General features: G+C 60.2%; 12 protein-coding genes and 1 pseudogene. 10 read left to right on the forward strand and 3 right to left on the reverse strand.

Features of this window, described 5'->3' with window-relative positions; translation table 11 throughout:
* Positions 1-7: 7 nt before the first annotated feature.
* Positions 8-1,063, reverse strand: coding sequence for an NAD(P)-dependent alcohol dehydrogenase (locus tag D5S08_RS15060; RefSeq protein WP_121120052.1), 1,056 nt, complete (start codon positions 1,061-1,063; stop codon positions 8-10).
* Between the two features lie 260 nt (positions 1,064-1,323).
* Here D5S08_RS15060 and D5S08_RS15065 point away from each other — a divergent pair, with 260 nt between their 5' ends.
* The 3 genes from D5S08_RS15065 (at position 1,324) to recD2 (ending at position 7,922) form a co-directional block, all read left to right on the forward strand.
* A complete protein-coding gene (locus tag D5S08_RS15065; RefSeq protein WP_121120024.1) occupies positions 1,324-2,310 on the forward strand; it encodes an aldo/keto reductase in 987 nt (328 codons plus the stop codon).
* 1,132 nt (positions 2,311-3,442) lie between these two features.
* Complete coding sequence (locus D5S08_RS15070; RefSeq protein WP_121120025.1) at positions 3,443-5,734, forward strand: hybrid sensor histidine kinase/response regulator; 2,292 nt, start codon at positions 3,443-3,445, stop codon at positions 5,732-5,734.
* Between the two features lie 202 nt (positions 5,735-5,936).
* A complete protein-coding gene (gene recD2, locus D5S08_RS15075; protein WP_121120026.1) occupies positions 5,937-7,922 on the forward strand; it encodes an SF1B family DNA helicase RecD2 in 1,986 nt (661 codons plus the stop codon).
* A 241-nt stretch (positions 7,923-8,163) separates the two neighbouring features.
* Here the strand turns inward: recD2 and D5S08_RS16565 are convergent, their stop codons facing one another.
* Positions 8,164-8,451, reverse strand: a complete 288-nt coding sequence (locus tag D5S08_RS16565) for a hypothetical protein (RefSeq protein ID WP_126665603.1) — start codon at positions 8,449-8,451, stop codon at positions 8,164-8,166.
* Between the two features lie 760 nt (positions 8,452-9,211).
* On the opposite strand from D5S08_RS16565, the gene D5S08_RS15080 reads away from it, so the two are divergent.
* From D5S08_RS15080 to D5S08_RS15095, 4 genes are all read left to right on the forward strand, one after another.
* Complete coding sequence (locus D5S08_RS15080; protein ID WP_121120027.1) at positions 9,212-9,946, forward strand: response regulator transcription factor; 735 nt, start codon at positions 9,212-9,214, stop codon at positions 9,944-9,946.
* A 133-nt stretch (positions 9,947-10,079) separates the two neighbouring features.
* Complete coding sequence (gene ctrA, locus D5S08_RS15085) at positions 10,080-10,775, forward strand: response regulator transcription factor CtrA (protein ID WP_121120028.1); 696 nt, start codon at positions 10,080-10,082, stop codon at positions 10,773-10,775.
* Positions 10,776-11,092: 317 nt separating this feature from the next.
* Positions 11,093-11,317, forward strand: a complete 225-nt coding sequence (locus D5S08_RS17030) for a hypothetical protein (RefSeq protein ID WP_126665604.1) — start codon at positions 11,093-11,095, stop codon at positions 11,315-11,317.
* A gap of 1,532 nt (positions 11,318-12,849) precedes the next feature.
* Positions 12,850-13,446, forward strand: coding sequence for a helix-turn-helix domain-containing protein (locus tag D5S08_RS15095; RefSeq protein ID WP_162302006.1), 597 nt, complete (start codon positions 12,850-12,852; stop codon positions 13,444-13,446).
* Positions 13,447-13,459: 13 nt separating this feature from the next.
* Here the strand turns inward: D5S08_RS15095 and D5S08_RS15100 are convergent.
* Positions 13,460-14,700, reverse strand: a protein-coding gene (locus tag D5S08_RS15100) for an IS3 family transposase (RefSeq protein WP_121120031.1) whose coding sequence is annotated in 2 segments (ribosomal slippage) — positions 13,460-14,346 and positions 14,346-14,700 — 1,242 coding nt in all. Because the reading frame shifts where the segments join, the coding sequence is not laid out codon by codon here.
* Between the two features lie 61 nt (positions 14,701-14,761).
* Here D5S08_RS15100 and D5S08_RS15105 point away from each other — a divergent pair.
* The 3 genes and pseudogenes from D5S08_RS15105 to D5S08_RS16575 all read left to right on the forward strand — a co-directional run.
* Positions 14,762-15,212 (forward strand): annotated as a pseudogene (locus D5S08_RS15105) (IS630 family transposase); the annotation flags it as partial.
* 81 nt (positions 15,213-15,293) lie between these two features.
* Positions 15,294-15,647, forward strand: coding sequence for a DUF4168 domain-containing protein (locus D5S08_RS15110; RefSeq protein WP_121120032.1), 354 nt, complete (start codon positions 15,294-15,296; stop codon positions 15,645-15,647).
* Between the two features lie 2,609 nt (positions 15,648-18,256).
* Positions 18,257-18,718 carry a hypothetical protein gene (locus tag D5S08_RS16575; protein ID WP_126665606.1) on the forward strand — a complete coding sequence of 154 codons (462 nt, stop codon included), beginning with the start codon at positions 18,257-18,259 and terminating at the stop codon, positions 18,716-18,718.
* Positions 18,719-18,977: the final 259 nt, after the last annotated feature.

Raw genomic sequence — 18,977 nt, forward strand, 5'->3', positions numbered from 1 at the left:
ACGGCAGTCAGGCCGCGAGCGTGCTGTTGTCGATCACGAAGCGGTACTTCACGTCGCTGCGCTGCATCCGGTCGTAAGCCTCGTCGATCTGCTGGATGCGGATCATCTCCACGTCCGCGACGATCCCGTGGCTTGCACAGAAATCGAGCATCTCCTGCGTCTCGGCGATGCCGCCGATCAGCGATCCGGCGATCGCGCGGCGCTGAAAGATCAGGGTACCGACATTAGGCGACGGGTGCGGATGCTCCGGAACGCCAACCAGCGTCAGCGTGCCGTCACGTTTGAGGAGAACGGTGAGGGCGTCGAGGTCGTGGCTTGCTGCGACCGTGTCGAGGATGAAGTCAAAGCTGCCTGCATGGCTCTCCACCTCTTCGGCGTTCCGCGAGTTAATGACCTCGTCAGCCCCGAGCTTCATCGCGTCCTCGCGCTTGCGCTCGGACGTGGTGAAGGCGACAACTTTTGCGCCCATGGCGTGGGCGATCTTGATCGCCATGTGACCTAAACCGCCAATCCCCACCACGCCGACCTTCTTCCCTGGCCCCACGTTCCAGTGGCGCAGCGGCGAGTAGGTGGTGATGCCGGCGCAGAGCAGCGGCGCGACCGCGGCGAGCTGGTCCTCGGGATGGCGAATGTGGAGGACGAAATTTTCGTCCACAACGATCCGTTGCGAATATCCGCCGAGCGTGTGGCAGGGTGGGTCGTTGGTCGCACCATTGTAGGTGCCGACGAAACCGGTCCCAGTGCAATATTGCTCCTCGCCGTCCTGGCATGAGGGACACTGACGGCAGCTGTCGACCATGCAGCCAACGCCCACCGTGTCACCGATCTTGAACCGGGTGACCTGCTCGCCCACCGCGCTGACCTGGCCGACGATCTCGTGGCCGGGCACGCAGGGATAGAACGTGCCGCCCCATTCGGAGCGGACCTGGTGCAGGTCGGAGTGGCAGACCCCGCAATAGGCGATCTCGATCTGGACGTCACTGGGGCCCGGCGCGCGGCGCTCGATCTGGATGGGCTCGAGCGGCTTGTCGGCGGCATAGGCGCCGTAGGCAGGAATCGTCATGCGCATTCTCCCCGGTGATCGATGGTGAGGTTCAGTCTTCCCAACGCTTCAACAGCCAAGAAGGCCCGGCAATGCGACGCAGACCCGGCACAGGCTGACGAGCCCGCCGGCACCCGCCAGGATCCTCGCCTTGCAGAATCGCTGAACCGAAGTGGCCAAGTCGATGGTTCTTGGGCTCGAACGACCCGTCGTCCGGCGATGCTGCTCGTTATGAATGATGCCCCCCGCGCGTGATGCGCCACAGCAGGATAGAGACCATTATGCTTCAACAACGGGCCCTCGGCAGTCAGGGGCTACGAGTATCCGCCCTCGGACTCGGCTGCATGGGGATGAGCCAGTCCTACGGCAGCTTCGACGATGCGGAGTCGATCGCGACGCTGCACCGTGCGCTCGAGCTAGGCGTGACCTTCCTCGACACGGCAGAGGTCTATGGTCCCTTCACGAACGAGGAACTGCTTGGCCGGGCTCTCAAGGGTCGCTGGAACGAGGTCGTGATCGCGACCAAGTTCGGCTTCGATATCCAGGATGCGCAGATGGTCGGAACCGACAGCCGGCCCGAGCACATCCACGCGGCCGCGGAGGCATGCCTGCGCCGGCTCGGCACCGATCACATCGATCTGTTTTACCAGCATCGGGTGGATCCCGCCGTCCCCATCGAGGATGTCGCGGGCGCCGTCGGCGAGCTGATTGCGGAAGGCAAGGTGTGCTTCTTCGGCCTCTCGGAAGCCGGCACAGAAACCGTCCGCCGGGCCCATGCGGTGCAACCCGTGACGGCGCTGCAGAGCGAGTACTCGCTGTGGGAACGCAATCTGGAGGCGGACATCATCCCGCTCCTGCGGGAGCTCGGCATCGGTCTGGTGCCGTTCAGCCCGCTCGGCCGGGGCTTCCTGACCGGCACTGCGACACCTGCGGACGATTATCCCGAGGGCGACTTCCGCCGCGGCGATCCACGCTTCCAGGCCGAGAACTTCGAAGCGAACATGCGCGCCGCCGACGCGGTCCGAGCAATTGCGCAGGCCAAGGGCGTGAAGCCCGGGCAAGTCGCGCTCGCCTGGCTGCTCCACAAGGGGAATGACATCGTGCCGATTCCTGGCACCAAGCGTCGCGTCTATCTGGAGGAGAATGTCGGCGGGGCCGACATCCAGCTCAACGCTGAGGAGATGAATCGGCTCGACGAGGCGCTTCGTCCGGAGGTTGTGTCGGGGCCGCGGTACAACGAACGGCAGATGGCGATGGTCGATCGCTGAATAGAATCGGAGCTGAGAATAGATGAAAATGCAGGATCTGACCGGCAAGGTCGCGGTCATCACAGGCGCGTCGAGCGGCATCGGCGAGGCGAACCTAATGGATGCGATTGGAGCGATCGCCGGCAGACTTCGGAACTGATCTGCGCCCTGATGCACACCGTGCCTGAGAGAAGCACCCGCCCTCTTGGTGACACATACCCAAGTCGGCACAACTTGGCGCCCAGCCTTGGCACTTCAACATAGCGCTTGATAAGCGAGCCGGATCAGCATCGTAACGAAGGTCCTGTTCCGTGATAGCAGTCCTCATGGCAGCGGTCCCATCCTCGCAGCGAAAGCTTTGATACCCGGCGCCTAGCCGGTTGGTTCCGAAATTGTGTTCTGACAAACGTTTGTAATGCAGTGCTTTAAAGCGCTCCCGAGGCGGCTCGGGGACAGACTCACGGTACTGCTCTGCCGCTGGTCAACGTCCGCTTCGGCCATTTGGACGCCCAAAGCAGACCGAATTCTACCCACCTCAACCAAGCCGATGCCGCATACGCGAAATTCGAGATTCAGGAGATCTGCGACCCTCCCAATCGGGACGGTTGCCGTCAGGAAGCTGGTCAAGCGGCCGACGGCACCGAGTGCGACGCTGAGCTTCTGCTACAAAACTGATCCCTGCTGCTACCCCATGTCTGTTAACGCTTTTTTAATCATGGTTCGTCAGTCTCGTCGTTGGGCGGATGTGGGAACAACGGAACGTGGGAGAAACAAAATGGCCAGTTTCAAGGATCCGCGCGAAGCTGCGACGCGCTTCCGCGGCATCGCCCGCCTCCTGACAGACGCCGGCGATGCCGAGATTGTTCAGCAGTATGCGAGAGAACTTGAGCAGGCCGCTCGGTCGCGTTCTGGGCCCACTAGTGCGAGGATGTGAGGGCACTCCCCCGCATTGCTGAGTATCTTGCGCTGAAAGAGGTCGGTTCCGGCTGAGGGCGAAATGACACTTCAGGCGAAATGGCAGCAAGTGGGTGATTGTGTTGAAAAACTCTCGCTTGCAGTATGTGCGCGTGCTGTACCGGTCAGGTGATTGATCCCTCGATGATGGTCAGCAATCGGGGCGATAACGGGGGTTTTCTGGCGGGTTGAGGGGACGATGAAGCGTAAAGCCGCGGTTGCGAATGCAATTATCGACAGCGCAGTCGATTACGCGATCATCTCGCTGGATGCCGAAGGCGTGATTACCAGCTGGAACGCAGGTGCCGAGCACGTATTGGGCTGGCGGGCTTCCGAGGCGCTGGGCCAGTCTTGTGACATGATCTTCACGCCGGAGGATCGGGCGACCGGCGCGCCGCAGCAGGAGATGCGAGAGGCTGACGAGGCGGGCCGCGCTGCGGACGGGCGTTGGCACATGCGCCAGGACGGTAGCCGCTTCTTCGCGACGGGCGAATTGATGCCTCTTCGACAGGAAGAGGGTGGATACCTCAAGATCCTTCGTGACCGCACCGAGCAGCGCTGCGCCGAATTGGCCTTGGAGGAGAGCAGGCAAGCCACCAGCGGCGCTAATGCCATGCTGGCTGAGCTTACCGAATCGCTGCCCGATCCCTTCTATGCCGTCGATGCGGAATGGCGCTTCACCTACGTCAACCGCAAGGCAGGCGAGCTATGGAACCGTGCTCCGCAGGACCTGATCGGAATGGTTTACTGGGACGAGTTCCCCCAGGCGGTCGGCAGCGAGCCGTATCATGCGCAACAGCGGTCAATGCGTGAACGACGTCCCATCCGGCTCGAAGCTCGCTCGCCCATTCTTCACAAATGGGTCGACATCGACATCCACCCGGTCGCAACTGGTGGATTGGCCGTCTACTTCAAGGACATCAGCCAGAGAAAAGCGGCAGAGATCGCGCTCAAGGAGCGGAACGACACTCTGGCGGAGCGGGTGGAGGAACGCACTCGCGAACGCGACCGTGTGTGGCGCCTCTCGAGCGATCTGATGGGTGTTTGCAGAGCCGATGGCCGCCTCCACACCGTCAATGCGGCCTGGACGGCGATGCTTGGCTGGACCGAGGAGGAGTTGCTCCAAGGCAACTTCGTCGAGCTGATTCACCCCGACGACCGGGACGCAATGAGAGCAGAGTTTGCCCGGTTGGAGAAAGGCGAGGCGGCAGCACATTTCGAAAATCGATTTCGCTGCCGCGACGGAAGCTACCGTCTAATTTCCTGGGCGACAGCGTCCGAGGCGGGCCTCTTTTATTCCATCGGGCGCGACAAAACGGAACGTCGGAAGATAGAGGAGCAACTTCGCCAAAGCCAGAAGATGGAAGCAGTGGGGCAGCTTACGGGCGGTCTGGCGCACGACTTCAACAACCTGCTGACCGGGATCAGCGGTAGTCTGGAGATGATGGCAATCCGGATCGAGCAGGGGCGGATCGGCGAGCTCGAGAAGTACAATGCGGTAGCACAAGCAGCTGCCAAGCGGGCGGCCGCGCTGACTCACCGGCTGCTGGCCTTCTCCCGCCGGCAGACGCTTGACCCAAAGCACGTCGATCCTAACCGGCTCATCAAAGGCATGCTGGACCTGATCGTGCGCACGGTAGGCCCTGAGGTCGAGACCAGGTTCGTGCCGGGTGAAGCACTATCGACGACGCTGGTCGACCCGAATGAATTGGAAAATGCGTTGCTGAACCTATGCATCAACGCTCGTGACGCGATGCCGAGCGGCGGCAATCTAACCATCGAGACGAGCAACAGGACACTCGACGAGCGTACGGCACGCCTGCACGAACTGGAGCCGGGCCGCTACGCTGTGGTCTGCGTGTCGGATAGCGGTACCGGCATGACGCCTGACGTGATCGCCAAGGCATTCGACCCATTCTTCACGACTAAGCCGATCGGCGTCGGCACCGGGCTTGGTCTGTCGATGACCTACGGTTTCGCCCGCCAGTCAGGCGGCAACGTGCGCATCCACTCGCAACCAGAGCAAGGGACGACGGTCTGTATCTACCTCCCCTCACACACTGGTGAGGCTCAGATCGATGAGGGCGATCACGAGCTGGCTGAAGCACCGCGCGCGCAGATTGGGGAGACGGTGCTGGTCGTGGATGACGAGCCGTCAGTTCGGATGCTCGTGACCGATGTGCTCGAGGAGCTGGGCTACACAGCAATCGAGGCGGCAGATGGCGCGGCCGGGTTGAAGGTGCTGCAATCCGATGCACGCATTGACCTTCTCGTTTCAGACGTCGGGCTGCCTGGCGGCATGAACGGGCGGCAGATGGCCGATGCCGCACGTGCAAGCCGGCCTGACCTGAAGGTGCTCTTCATCACCGGCTATGCTGAAACCGCGGCGATAGGCAAGGAACAGCTTGCGCCCGGAATGCACGTCATGACCAAGCCATTCGGGATGGAAGTGCTGGCCACTCGGATCAGGACGCTGATTGAAGATGCCTAGAATGGATCTAAGCGCTTGTCCTCGTCCTCGCCGCAAAGGGGCGGACATGCCCCACTCCTAAGCTCAGGACTTCTCGGCAGCGTGCCTGAGCAGACCGCGTGTTCTGGGCAGCGATTGTCGGCACGTGCACGGCTGAGTGGGGGGCGTGAGCTGCCCCGGTAAGCCCTCCCACTTCTCTCGTCGTGAGCGCATATCGGGGCCCATGAGACCGTCAGCATCTACCGCTCACCCTGCTGCTGATGCCAAGCCGCTTGAGCGTCTGGAGGGCAACGTCGAGCGAGTGACGTTCCACAATCCCGAGAACGGCTACTGTGTGCTGCGGGTGAAGGTCCGAGGGCACCGTGACCTGGTGACAGTGACCGGGCACTCGCCGGCGATCGGCGCGGGCGAGCACGTCGAGGTTCGTGGCGGGTGGATCAATGATCGCACCCATGGCCTGCAGTTCCGGGCCGAGCGGGTCACCACGACCGTGCCCACGACGCTGGAGGGACTCGAGAAGTATCTCGGCTCGGGCATGATCAAGGGGATCGGCCCGGTTTATGCTCGCAAGCTGGTGGGCACATTTGGGATGGACGTCTTCGATGTGATTGAGCGCGAGCCCGCACGGTTGCGGGAGGTGACCGGCATCGGTCCGGTGCGCGAAGCCAAGATCATCAGTGGCTGGTCCGATCAAAAGATCATCCGAGAGATCATCGTGTGGCTCTACACTCAGGGGGTCTCGTCCGCGCGAGCGGTGCGGATCTTCAAGACCTATGGCGAGGAAGCCATCGCGGTCGTCAGCGCGGACCCTTACCGCCTTGCGCGCGATATCGCCGGGATCGGGTTCAAGACCGCTGACCAGATCGCAAGCCGTCTGGGCTATGCCAAGGATGATCCACGTCGCGTGAGGGCTGGTGTCGCATACGCGTTGACCACGGCAATGGACGATGGGCATTGCGGGCTGCCACGGGAGCACCTGCTGCAATCGGGTGCCAAGCTGCTGGAGGTGGATCCAGCATTGATCGAGGTAGCCCTGGTCGAAGAACTGAACGCCGGCGAGGTCATGACCGGCGTCACCGATGGCGAGCAGGTGATCTTCCTCACCGGCCTGTTCAAATCCGAGCAGGCGATTGCCGAACGGCTGCTGGCCTTGCGCAGAGGTCGTCTACCTTGGGGTGAGATCGACGCTGCCAAGGCGATCCCCTGGGTCGAGCGACGTACGGGAGTGGCCCTGTCGCCTAGCCAGGTCGACGCGCTGACATCGGCGGTCGCATCCAAGGTGTGCGTAGTGACTGGCGGTCCCGGTGTCGGCAAGACCACGCTGGTCAACTCGGTGCTGAAGGTGCTGGCCGCCAAAGGCACGCAGATCGCCCTTGCCGCCCCCACGGGCCGTGCAGCCAAGCGCCTGGCGGAGTCCACCGGTCTCGATGCGATGACGCTGCACCGGCTGCTGGAGGTCGACGGCGTTGGCGGCGGGTTCAAGCGCAATCACGACAACCCGCTCGAATGCGACCTGCTGGTGATCGATGAAGCCAGCATGGTCGACGTGCCGCTGTGCAATGCGGTGATGAAGGCCCTGCCCTCCTCCGCCGCCCTGCTGCTGGTGGGCGACGTCGATCAGCTGTCGAGTGTCGGTCCTGGTCAGGTACTGAAGGACGTGATCGGCAGCGGTGCCGTGCCGGTGGTGCGGCTCACAGAGGTGTTCCGCCAAGCTGCGGAGAGCAGGATCGTGACCAGCGCGCACCGGATCAATGCGGGCAAGCTGCCTGACCTCGACATCCGCAACGAAAGCGATTTCTTCTACGTCCCGGCAGACGAGCCGGGCGAAGTTGCTGACCGGGTTTTGCAGCTCGTGTCAGAGCGCATCCCTGCCCGCTTCGGCGTCGAAGCCACGCGCGACATTCAGGTGCTGTGTCCGATGCAACGTGGCGGCGCCGGAGCGCGCGCCCTCAACCTGCTGCTGCAGGAACGCCTCAACGCAGCGCCTGATGCGCCGGTCGAGCGCTTTGGCAGCCGCTACGGCGTAGGGGACAAGGTGATGCACGTGATCAACGATCGCGAGCGCGACCTCTACAATGGCGACGTGGGCCTGGTGACGAAGGTCGACCACGCTGAGAGCGAACTGACAGCCCGGTTCGGCACCACCGACGCGGGTGCCCGATCTCCCTTGTGGAGGTCCGGGTGCTCCTGGATCTCTCCGAGCGCTTGATTGAGCGAAAGCTACGTGATGATCGATGTGGGGGTCGTCTCTGTAAACGCCGGAGCTGTTGGACACGTAATGCTGCGGCGGCGTAGCTATCGAATCGTCGGATAATCCTTTGCCGCCGCAGTACGCTCGAATGACCAGATTCTTGTCCTAGCCCCTGGCAATGGTCAGTCGTGTCATGAATTATGTGACTGTTCGCTTATTCGCGTCCCACCGCGTTGGTTGCTGTCCGATCTTCCGGGACTTACAGCTTCGCTTTATGCGCCTTTACAGCATTGATATGAGCTTCGGCTGCCACCTTAATCCGGTGTTGCAATGACAGATCCCTTTCAGCCGCACTTTCAATCTCGCTAAATCGCTGCGACGTGATTTTGTTGCGTCGGGCTGAGTGCGACACCGCGGTCTGCCGTTGCTCCGGAGAAAGCGACCGGTCGGCAGTTACTTGGTTGATGAGCAGCGCTACAAGCGCAAAGCGGCCGACTTCGTCATCGCTGACCAACATGGGTGAGGGATTCATGGTAGCAGGCTTCATCGTTTGATCCTTGTGGGTCAGGCTGGGCGCAAGATGGATCAGGTGCCCACTGTTGGCTTCCGTGTACACCGTGTCTGCCGACTAGCTCTAGGCGAAAACTCTCGAGATTCGACGACGAGGCCGCTGGGATGTTTGGCCTTGTCAAAGCATTGCACCCGCGGCGGTGTTCGATGGTCAAGGCTCGTTTATGGCCGGCGATCCAAGATAAAATGGGAGGAAGGTCAGATTCATGCCTTACATGAGAGATGCCGTCCAGCATATGTACCTAGCACCCGCACGGCCTAGCTCATAGTCACCCGTCGGGCCGTCGGATCGTAGAACATGGCAAAGCCCGCCTGGAGCAGCGCCGCTGTTAGCAACAGCGCTGTGAGTTGACGGCGCAGTTACCGTCGATGGCCTGCATCAAAGGATTCAACGATAGCACGCGCGAACCTTTTTGATTTTGATTGGCTTTTCGGGTGCTTAAGCTTTGCACCGAGTTCTGCGTGATCAGCCAGGCGCCGGGTGATAGCGTCCCTTCCTGCGAGTTAGCACTAGCTTGCAGGCAGCGCACCGGACGGGCGCCTAGCTGAAATGCTAGACGCTTGGCGGAGCTTGGCTATTTGCTGAGGCGTTGGCGCTGCTGTGGTCAGATTAAAGGTCCAAACTGGAGGGACTTTCTTCTTGTGATGCTGAAGTAACGGCTTTGTACTTAGAGACCGCTTCATCTTGGCGCGAGTTCGGCATGCGGCAAGCTGCAATCTGCGCCATAGCATTGGGCATGGAACGCGCTCACCTTCATATCGTCGGCGGTACTAGCCGCTCTCGCGCCGAACAGGCTCGCACCGCATTTGCCATTGGGCATCATGCGGAGGTCTACAGTGAGCTGGACGAGCTTCTGGAGCGGCCGGCAGGTGAAGGCATCATCCTGGCTGCGCACGATACAGTTGCCGGAGGCACGGCCGGATTGGTTCGGCGGCTGAGCGAAGCCGGGGTGTCGCTGCCGCTGGTGGTCACAGCGCAAGGCTTCACCATCAACGACGTGGTAGATGCGATTACTGACGGGGCCCTTGATTGCCTGGCATTGCCACTGGAGGGCAATAGTCAGGCCCAACGATTGCGGCGGGTCGGTAAGGCTGCCGGTCCACTTGTTGCCCTTCGTCGCCGGCAGATAGAGGCGCGCACCCGCATCATGCAGCTGAGCCGGCGTGAACGTGAAGTGCTGGATTGTGTCGCTGCCGGTAAGTCGAACAAGTTGATCGCCCGCGACCTCGAAATCAGTCCACGTACGGTTGAGATCCATCGCGCTAACATGATGAGCAAGCTGCACGCTGGCCACCCCGCTGACGCCGTAAGGATATGGATGGATGGGCAGTTTGGCGGACAGATGATGTCGGCGCCAGCTCGAGTAGCACCGATGCCGTGCCAGACCTTCGCGCGGCCAGCCAGCATCGTACACGTGGAGGCACCGTCTAACCCGCGCGCGGGGTCCGCTCCGCTGCTACGCTATGCCTGAATAGCTCACGTGCCCGTTCGCCGGCCAGGTTATCAAAGCAGAGCGGACCGCGCGAGTGGCTTTGAAACTAAGGGGTTCCAAGCACCACCTGGTCTGTCCCACAAAGTTCACCTTACCTCAGAGGAAATGTCAAATGCGCGTACTTCTGATCGATGACGAGTCTACCACTGCCAAGGCGATCGAGCTGATCTTGATTGCTGAGAGCTTCACTGTCGATGTCACAGACCTTGGTGAAGACGGGCTCGATTTAGGCAAGCTTTATGATTACGACATTATCCTGCTCGATCTAAATTTGCCGGACATGCACGGGTATGACGTGCTGAAGAAGCTGCGCGTTGCCAAGGTGCAGACTCCGGTAATGATCCTGTCCGGCATCTCCGAACTGGATAGCAAGGTGCGCGCCTTCAACTTCGGTGCGGACGATTATGTCACCAAGCCGTTCCACCGGGACGAACTGACTGCCCGCATCCATGCTGTGGTCCGCCGGTCCAAGGGGCACAGCCAGTCGATCATCCGCACCGGCAAGCTAGCGGTGGACCTGGATGGCAAAACGGTCGAGGTCGATGGTGCCCGCGTGCACCTGACTGGCAAGGAATATGCGATGCTCGAGCTGCTGTCCCTGCGCAAGGGCACCACGCTAACGAAGGAAATGTTCCTGAACCACCTTTATGGCGGGATCGATGAGCCCGAGCTCAAGATTATCGACGTCTTCATCTGCAAGTTACGGAAGAAGTTGACAGGCGCTTGCGGGGGCGAGAACTACATCCAGACTGTCTGGGGCCGTGGTTATGCGCTGCAGGAGAACGCAGACACGCGTCTTGCGGCATGAAGGACGCCTTGATCAACCTGGTAAGGACATGTCCCGAGCTTGAGTAAGTAGTTTGCGAAAGCGTCAACCTGTCTGCTAATCCTTGCTCTTCCGCTAGCCTTACGTAACTGGAGGTAAAGCTTCACAGCAGCAGCAAGTGCAGCAATGTCATTCGAAAGTAGCATGCGTTTGAACTGGACGCCGGCTAAGCAGCCGGTGGACCAGATGCAAGGCGCTTCCAGGGACCAACTTTCGGGAGCAGGAGAACGGGCCGCATTCTGGCTCCCGTGGCCAATCCGCCCACCAATGAGGAAATTGCGCGCAAGCGCTAGAGCTTCGTGGCGTACGCGTGTGACGAGCCGGAGGCGGACGAGCCGCTCGTCCGGACCGCGTCAGCCAGCCCGTGCAGTCGTGCAGGGCTGGTTTTGGCCGCGACCCTCGCCCAATCGCTCGCCTTTGCCGATGGCGGCTCGCGCAATGCTGGTGCTCGCCGGATGTTCGAACGCAACGTGTTCTTTCTTCGGAGCGATCAGGAACGCCGCGCCGGCGGCGATCCGTCGTGAAACACCGGCATGTACTATGCCACTCAACCGGCCCTGTATGGGTGGGGGACAACGGTGGGAGATTGATCGGCAGCCAAGCTCGACCTTGATGCCAACCTGACCCGGCTAGCCCAGCGGACCCTCATCATCTACCACCAGCGTCACCCCGCGTTCCAGCCCCAAGCACCAGTTTGCGCACATCGGCGTTCGCGCCACGGGCATAGCTGCGAACCGCCGGACCGGCAGAAGTTCACCGATCAGCCGATCATCCGCTCCGCCAGATCCGGCGGCGGCTTCGCGCGGCCGCTCAGCATCGCATTCTGCCAAATGGGATCGGCCAGCAGCTGCGTGATCGCGCCAGCGCCGCCGCATTGGTCCCGTCCAGCAGCGGCCTCACATCGGCCGGCAGGCAGACCAGCGAGGTCAGCTGCAACAGCTCCCTGGTTTGCCTCCCGAATGGGGATGTCTGGCGCCAGAGGCTTGGAGCGCCGCTCGCCTCACCCCCGATCGAACCGTACGCCAAACACCACCGCCCCCGCGTTCGACAGCGGGTCAGACGCCCAGACAGGATCAGCGCCCGATACAGCAGCTTCTGCAGATGCATTGTTAGGCGTAAACGCCGGTACCCACCGCATCGACGTAACGCAGCACGTGGTCCACGCGGATCTCGTGCACCAGCTGCATCGCGGTGCGGTTGTCAAAGCCAGACAATCGTCACACCAGTACCAGTGACATGCGTCCTCTTTGCGGCCGTCTAGCGTACCGGAGTTGAGAGGAATTCCAACTTACCGAGACTGTTCTCAATCCGGTCACCAGACCGCGCACGATGCTGCATCGCGACGACCCTTTTTTGCTCCTTCGCAGGCGCTGGCCCAGTCTCAGAGCAAGATCGATGACGCGCAGTGCGCCAACCGCTACCCGCATACCCGGTTCGTAGAGTATGCCTCGTTGCCGAGGATGCTTGCACGTTCGGCATTTGCAATCAATCGGATGTAGATAATAGGTGCTTCGCATGATGCACCAAATCTACACCGCTAACTGATAAAAAGCCATGCTCATCCGACGAGCGTTCGTTCAATCCGGTGCGCGTTGCTATGATGGCTTGCTGTCGGATCTGCAGAGATCGTATATCGGGGCAAAGCGACTACTCGCTGAACTGGTCAGCTGCCGATTGCGACGCAAACCTACAGCGTTTCCTAAGGAGATAATTCGTGGCTTAAGCCATCTCCTGTCTACGATGGATTTGTGTTCGCGGTAAGTTGATTTGATGCGGTCATCTGAATGTGGCGCCTTCCTGTCGAGTTGTATAGTGCTGTAGCCGCCCTTGTCGAGGCTGCCACTTAGAATACATCTAAATTGAGTTCATCTAGACGAGAAGCGCCATATATTTATTAATCTCGGTGGCAAGCAAAAGTGCGCTCCGCATCCTCCAAGGAAGGCGACAGCAGCTGCTATTCGTCGTAATACCAAAGAGCGTGAAGGCTGACTCACGATTGAGGATTCCCAAGCGTCTGATTGTCTGTTTGAACATGGCGAGCAGAGGGAGGCTCGCGATGGCTGCGGCGATCACGGTTCGACGTGATTGGACGGCAGGAGAGTTGCGCAAGGTGGCGCGCGATTGCGCGGATGGCGATCAGGTCCGCCGGCTGCTGGCGATCGCGCTGATCGTGGACGGGGGCAGCCAGAGCGAAGCGGCGAAGCTGGCGGGCGTGACGCTGCAGATCGTGCGCGACTGGGTACTACGCTTCAACGCCGAAGGGCCGAACGGCCTGGGTAACCGCAAGGCACGGGGACGGGCTTCAATCCTCAACGACCAGCAGCGTGCCCGGCTTGACGTGCAGGTCGAGACAGGGCCGATCCCGGCGGCACACGGGGTCGTGCGCTGGCGGTTGATCGATCTGGCGCAATGGGTCTGGGACGAGTTTGGCCTGTCAGTCACGCGCCACAGGCTGAGCCGGGAGCTTCGCGCCATGGGCTATCGCAAGCTCTCGGCGCGACCGCGGCACCGCGGAGGACATCGAGCTTTTAAAAAGGGCTTTGCCGACCGCCTAACGGCAATCTGCAGCAAGCTCCCGCGCGGCACGCCGGTAGAGCTGTGGTGGCAGGACGAGGCGCGGATTGGGCAGCAAACCAAGCTCAACCGCCGCTGAGTGTTGTTGCCCCCTAATTGCCTGACGGGGCCTCGCGGGTTTGGATGATGTACTCGCGGGGTGAGCGGTAGCCCAGAGCCTTGTGCGGATGGACCTCGTTGTAGTGGGTGAGCCAGCGAGGCAGCTGCTCGAGGACTGTGCGAGCATCGGGTGTGGGGTTCACGCGGACGTAGTCGCGCTTGAGGGTGCGCACGAAGGCTTCAGCCATGCCGTTCGATTGTGGCGAGCTGACTGGCGTCGTCCGCGGTATCAGACCGATGTCGCGGGCGAAGCGGCGGGTGTCGCCGGCGACGTAGGGGCTACCATTGTCGGTGAGCCACTCGATCGGCGCGGCCAGGCGGTTCACCGGGCCGAAGCGGTGCTCGACCGTGGCAACCATCAGATCGCGGATATCCTCGGCAGTGATGCCGCCCGTGGTCGCGACGTGTCCCATGGCTTCGCGATCACAGCAGTCGAGCGCGAAGGCCACGCGCACCTTCTCGCCGTTGTCGCAGGCGATCTCCAGCGCATCAGAGCACCAGCTGGTGTTGCGCTGCTCAACCGCAACACGGCCCTCATGGCGTCGCTCCTCCCGGCTTGAGCTGTGGCGCTGGAGCAGCAGGCCATGCACCTTCATGACCCGGTAGACCCGTTTGGGATTGGGCGCGGTGCGCCCGGTTTTGGCAGCCTGGCGGCGCAGCAGGGCATGGACGCGGCGGTAGCCATAGGTGGGCAGATCGGCGATCAGGACGCGGATGTCGCCGACCAGTTCGGCATCGGGCAGTGGCGGTCGCCCGCGCCGACGTGGAGGTGGCCGGTGGTGCATGGCAGACAGGTGCTGCCGGCTGATGCCCAGGGCCTCGGCCACGGCGCTCACCGGCCGTCCCCTGGCAACGAGATCGAGCGCAGCAGCAGTTTTTTTGGGCCTGCGGCCCGGGACATGGCCTCACGCAGGATTTCGGCTTCCATGGTCTTCTTGCCCAGCAGACGCTGCAACTCGGCGATCTGGCCCTGCAGCGCGCGGTATTCGGAGGCAGGCACCACCTCCTCACCGGCACCAGCTGCGGTCAGCGCCCCTTGCGCCATCAGTCTGCGCCAGGTGAAGATCTGGCTGCCGCTGATGCCATGCTGCCGGGCGACGAGCGACACGCTCATGCCCGGCAAGTAGGTCTCCTCGACGATCCGGACCTTCTCCTCCGGGGTCCAGCGCCTCCGGCGCTGAACCCCGGAGAGGACCTCGCCATCGTGGTAACGCCTGGTCGTATGCTCAGTCATATGCCTCACTCTTATCTAAGAGCGAGACCCTGTCAGGTCATTTTGGGGGCCAGCTCACTGAGCCAGGCGCGGCACCCGTCCATCAGCTCCCAAGGACCAACGCAGAGCCTCGGCATGGATCTTCGGTACCATCTGCCCGGCTGAAGGGAAGGCGGCCGGCATTGTCATGCCCCACTGCAACAGCGCGGCTATGGGCTTGCACCTGGAAGAGATCGCCTTCCATGTCGCGCCTGGCGCACACGCTGTCATCCTGCTCGACCAAGCCGGATGGCACGGCTCGAACGAACTGGTGATCCCGCCCAACATCACGCTGCTGCCGCTGCCACCCCGCTGCCCGGAACTGAATCCGGTCGAGAACCTGGCAGTTCATGCGCGATAACTGGCTGTCAAACCGGATCTACAGATCCTACGACGACATCGTTGAGCACTGCTGCTACGCCTGGAACAAGCTCGCCGATCAACCCTGGCGCATCATGACCATCGGCCTGCGCCAGTGGGCGCATGGGTTCTGATCAATGCGCCTTGGTATGAATGTTATGCTGGTGCACCCCTTGCCACCTGGGTACATTGCCCAACCTTGAAAGGAGCATGTCATGAAGTTGCTATTTGCCGCTATCGCGGCGTCCGCGCTAGTGAGCGCCAGCGCCTTTGGGCTTCCGCCAAGATCAGCTCAGGCGGTTCAGTCGGGCAGTATCAGCGACGATGAGGTTGGCCGGTTTGCATTGATCGCGTTGGTGATTAACCAAGTCGAGAGTGATGCGACGATGACGAGCCAACAGAAAAAAGCTGCTGTAAGCCAAGCAATGCAGCGGAACGGCATGGCCGCCGACCGATTCAGTCAAATTGTGAACGCGAGCCGCACCGACGCTTCGCTGCAGCAGCGGATTCGCGCTGCGGCCGACGCTCAAATCGAAGCCGTTCGCGCTCGGCAACGTGGCCGGCGATAATTTGTCGAGGCATCACCGTAACAAGCCCTCCAAGATACTTTAACCATCATAACACAAGCGTTTCTCGGCTTATTGGTCGGCAGCTGTACGTCAAATCACGTCACACCATTGACACGTGCCGCGAAAATACTCTGTCCCGCCACAAACGCTGCACTGCTCATCGGTGCCAACCGTAGGTCGTAATCGATCCACTAATGATCGTACCCTGTCGTAAATGCCGTCTACCCGGATGCTGCGCTTTTGAGCCAAGTTGGACGAACTGCTTCGCGCCGCGAAGTTCGCTGCAGTGGGCATACCCGAGCTATCTCGTCCACTGATTACAAACTCCGACATGCTACCTCCAAATCAATCAAGGCCCAAATTGATACATCCTTCCACCTCTCAACGAAGGCGGTTGCGAACCGCAAGATGTCTCAGTTCGGATTAGGAGACTTCATGCTCGAAGCGCAGCTAGCATGTCTGCGTCGGCCCTAAGCGCCTTTGGGCAAGTGAGAGGCGCGCCTTAATGCTTGCCAGGTCACGAACGAGGGCGCCCTCGCCCCAACGTCACCTCGCAACACAGCTCAGGTACTGAGCCGACTATGGCGAGCGTATTTTACGGCCATGGAAGGGTTCGAATAAAACGAGAGGATGAGGTTCGCGTTTGGCCAAGAGAGCTCGGATGTTGTCACAAGATCGCCACCAAGACGAAGAGGTATTGCAGGTTCATCGACGGTAATGGTCATGACAAGCCTGCTATCCGAGGTAGGCGGCTGCCTAAACCTTCGGCGATAATCGAAGCGAATAGGCGTGTTGGAGGACACGCACGGAAATATTGCATTTACCGAGCTTTGTTTACCGACAAAGCCGTGCTTCCGCACATTTTATTACTATTGTCACAAGATCTTTTAAAAATAGTGGAGGGGGGCTGAAGGTATGATTTGGCGCACCGAAACTTAGTGGCCGCAGCTTATGCACTTGACGCAAACCAGCCGCGATGGACGGTCTTTTTTGATTCCGCTTCGAACAAAACACTTTCGAAACACAAATCAAAGCGGTTTGAGGTGGCTGCCAGAAGTTTCGATCTGTCAGAGGAGCAAAGGAAGGCTGATGTTTGACATACATCCCGATTTGGCTGAGTAGGCGCTCATTCATCAGTTGAGCGCCAGCACAAGGAACCAGATTGCAGAACTCGGGGTTGTGAAGGCATGGTACGTTTCGATCAGACTGTTGGGGCGACACTTACGGGATTAAACTCCAGCGAGGCGGCTCGCCAGGCGTTGATAGGCCAGATTAGAATCGGCTACATGCAACTTTCGAGGTCCTTCCCGACCATTGCTCAGGTCCTTGGCGGGTAAGTTATTACTTGATCGGGCGGGCGTTGAGCGCATGCAACTTGAAGTCAATTCGCCCTAGCGCGTTTGAGCAGCAGTATCACCTCGCGCGATTTGAATATTATTGTTACTACGGTGGACAGACATTCACGAGCATGTTGAAAGAACTCTAGGCGACCCCTTGCGAGTTGCAAATAGTAAGTTCAAAGGCCTTTAAGAACCTTCCTAGCCTTTTAAGAAATCAGGTTTGGATGAGCGCTGACCATTGTACAAGAACAGGTGCCAAGACGCCTGTTGATGTGTTAGGATACTCTCATGTTGAAAGCTAGAACTACTCGGAGAGCCGATCACGGCGCTCGCGCCAAGAAGCGCCTTGGAGAGGTGGAGCGAGCGATACTGACTCTTAACGACGAAGATCTACTCGACTTTGCTGACATCTTTTACCGGAGATCACCTACACCGCTGTCTGAGATCGCGGCGATTGAAATGGACCGGCGTGGGTTGGAGTTATAGAGGCGGAAAGCCACCGGCCAATACTGAACGTCCGTTGGGAGATGTTTGGTCTGGAATCCATCGGGCTGCTAGGCGTTGCGCGCTTGTTCTGACACAAGATGATAAGGCACAGCGCACTGCGATGTTGACCGAGGTTGCTGGCCTGTCACGCGCATCCATCGGTCAACTATCAAGCTGGACTTCTCCGTTTAAGCGGCCATGGTGGGTTGCAGCCCGCGCATCGCGTCATCGGTTCGGCAGATTAGGGTTGGTCCGGTGAGTACAAGGCTGGTCCTGCGCTTGAGCCTTTTTTGGCATGTTGTAGCCGATTGCTGAGCAGCGTGGCCCCGGTCACGCGCCGCGACTTGCAAGCCTCAGCTTTGGAACGCACATGGTCTTACAAGCCGAAGGCGAAGCCGGCCAACCCGCAAGGATACGGTCAAGGAATGGCGGTAATTCGTGGCGCGTGGTGCCTCCGGTGCAATCGAACAAAGCCACGGGCTCCACGGGCTCCACGCGCATCGGGTGCTCACCAATCGCGTCTCTGGCAAGACAGGTTTAGGCACGCCTTCTTGCTCGCTGTGTTCATGAGAGAAGCGTCACCTCACGCACCCGAGCGATGTCGTGCGACGGAACGCTGATTGCGGTAGGGGTGCTACTGCTACAAGGACTGGTGTAAAGGCCATGAGGAACACTGGACAGAGCTCCGGAGATTACGGTGAAGGCTTGCGAGCAGCTCCCAAAGTTCTGGCATCGCGCTGATGCGCGGCTTTCCGCCCATTCGAGACTTGGGCCGAGGCACCCATGGAGCATGATGCGCGTCATCCAGAGCGCGAGATAGCGCAGCTCCTGGCGAGGCTTAGCACTGTGCGCCGTCAGCAGAAGGTTTTAGCTAAGGAGGAGGTTGAGATAAATGACGCGCTGATCCAAGCTCGAGCCATGTTACGCGCGTTGAACGAGGAAAGCGGCCAAGCCGAAGCTATTTCCGAACTGCCGTCGTTCGTTTTTAGTGTAAGAGCCGGTAATCAGGGGAGAGGTAGCCGACCGAAGAACCCGGATCGCGGTATTGTTGTAGCTGCCGTATCGGAGATACTTATCGAGGCGGGCCGACCATTAAGCGTTGAGGAGCTCTACGATGCATTGCTCAGTCGAGGCATTGAAATTCGTGGAAGGAGACCAGAGGTCGTCCTGACCACGATGCTCTGGCGGTCCCGGGATCGTATCGATCGAGTAGGCAACACAGGATATTGGCTGGTATCTGCATAGTGGGCGTCCGCAGATAAGGTGTCTTCGCAAGTTGTAAGTTGGCGGATCGGGACCGAACGTCTCGGCGTTATGAGATTGTGCGATCAGGGTGGCACATAACGTCCAAGGAACTGCGATTGTCACAATATGGTGTTATCTAACTGTGGATCTATAGCAGCGAGAATGTAACGCCGTGCTTGCATTGGAAGATTGACTGGCCACATGCGAATTAGAGGTAACCGTTCGCTGCAATGGACTTGACAGATGGTACGATGCCGTT

The sequence above is a fragment of the Croceibacterium ferulae genome (genome assembly GCF_003660445.1).
Classification (GTDB): domain Bacteria; phylum Pseudomonadota; class Alphaproteobacteria; order Sphingomonadales; family Sphingomonadaceae; genus Croceibacterium; species Croceibacterium ferulae.

Bases quoted from the DNA above. Each gene is read 5' to 3' on its own strand.
- D5S08_RS15065 (WP_121120024.1), top strand. From the start codon at position 1,324: ATGCTTCAACAACGGGCCCTCGGCAGTCAGGGGCTACGAGTATCCGCC.
- D5S08_RS15080 (WP_121120027.1), top strand. From the start codon at position 9,212: ATGGAACGCGCTCACCTTCATATCGTCGGCGGTACTAGCCGCTCTCGC.
- D5S08_RS16565 (WP_126665603.1), bottom strand. From the start codon at position 8,451: ATGAAGCCTGCTACCATGAATCCCTCACCCATGTTGGTCAGCGATGAC.
- ctrA (WP_121120028.1), top strand. From the start codon at position 10,080: ATGCGCGTACTTCTGATCGATGACGAGTCTACCACTGCCAAGGCGATC.
- D5S08_RS15070 (WP_121120025.1), top strand. From the start codon at position 3,443: ATGAAGCGTAAAGCCGCGGTTGCGAATGCAATTATCGACAGCGCAGTC.
- D5S08_RS15095 (WP_162302006.1), top strand. From the start codon at position 12,850: ATGGCTGCGGCGATCACGGTTCGACGTGATTGGACGGCAGGAGAGTTG.
- D5S08_RS16575 (WP_126665606.1), top strand. From the start codon at position 18,257: ATGGAGCATGATGCGCGTCATCCAGAGCGCGAGATAGCGCAGCTCCTG.
- D5S08_RS15060 (WP_121120052.1), bottom strand. From the start codon at position 1,063: ATGACGATTCCTGCCTACGGCGCCTATGCCGCCGACAAGCCGCTCGAG.
- D5S08_RS15110 (WP_121120032.1), top strand. From the start codon at position 15,294: ATGAAGTTGCTATTTGCCGCTATCGCGGCGTCCGCGCTAGTGAGCGCC.
- recD2 (WP_121120026.1), top strand. From the start codon at position 5,937: ATGAGACCGTCAGCATCTACCGCTCACCCTGCTGCTGATGCCAAGCCG.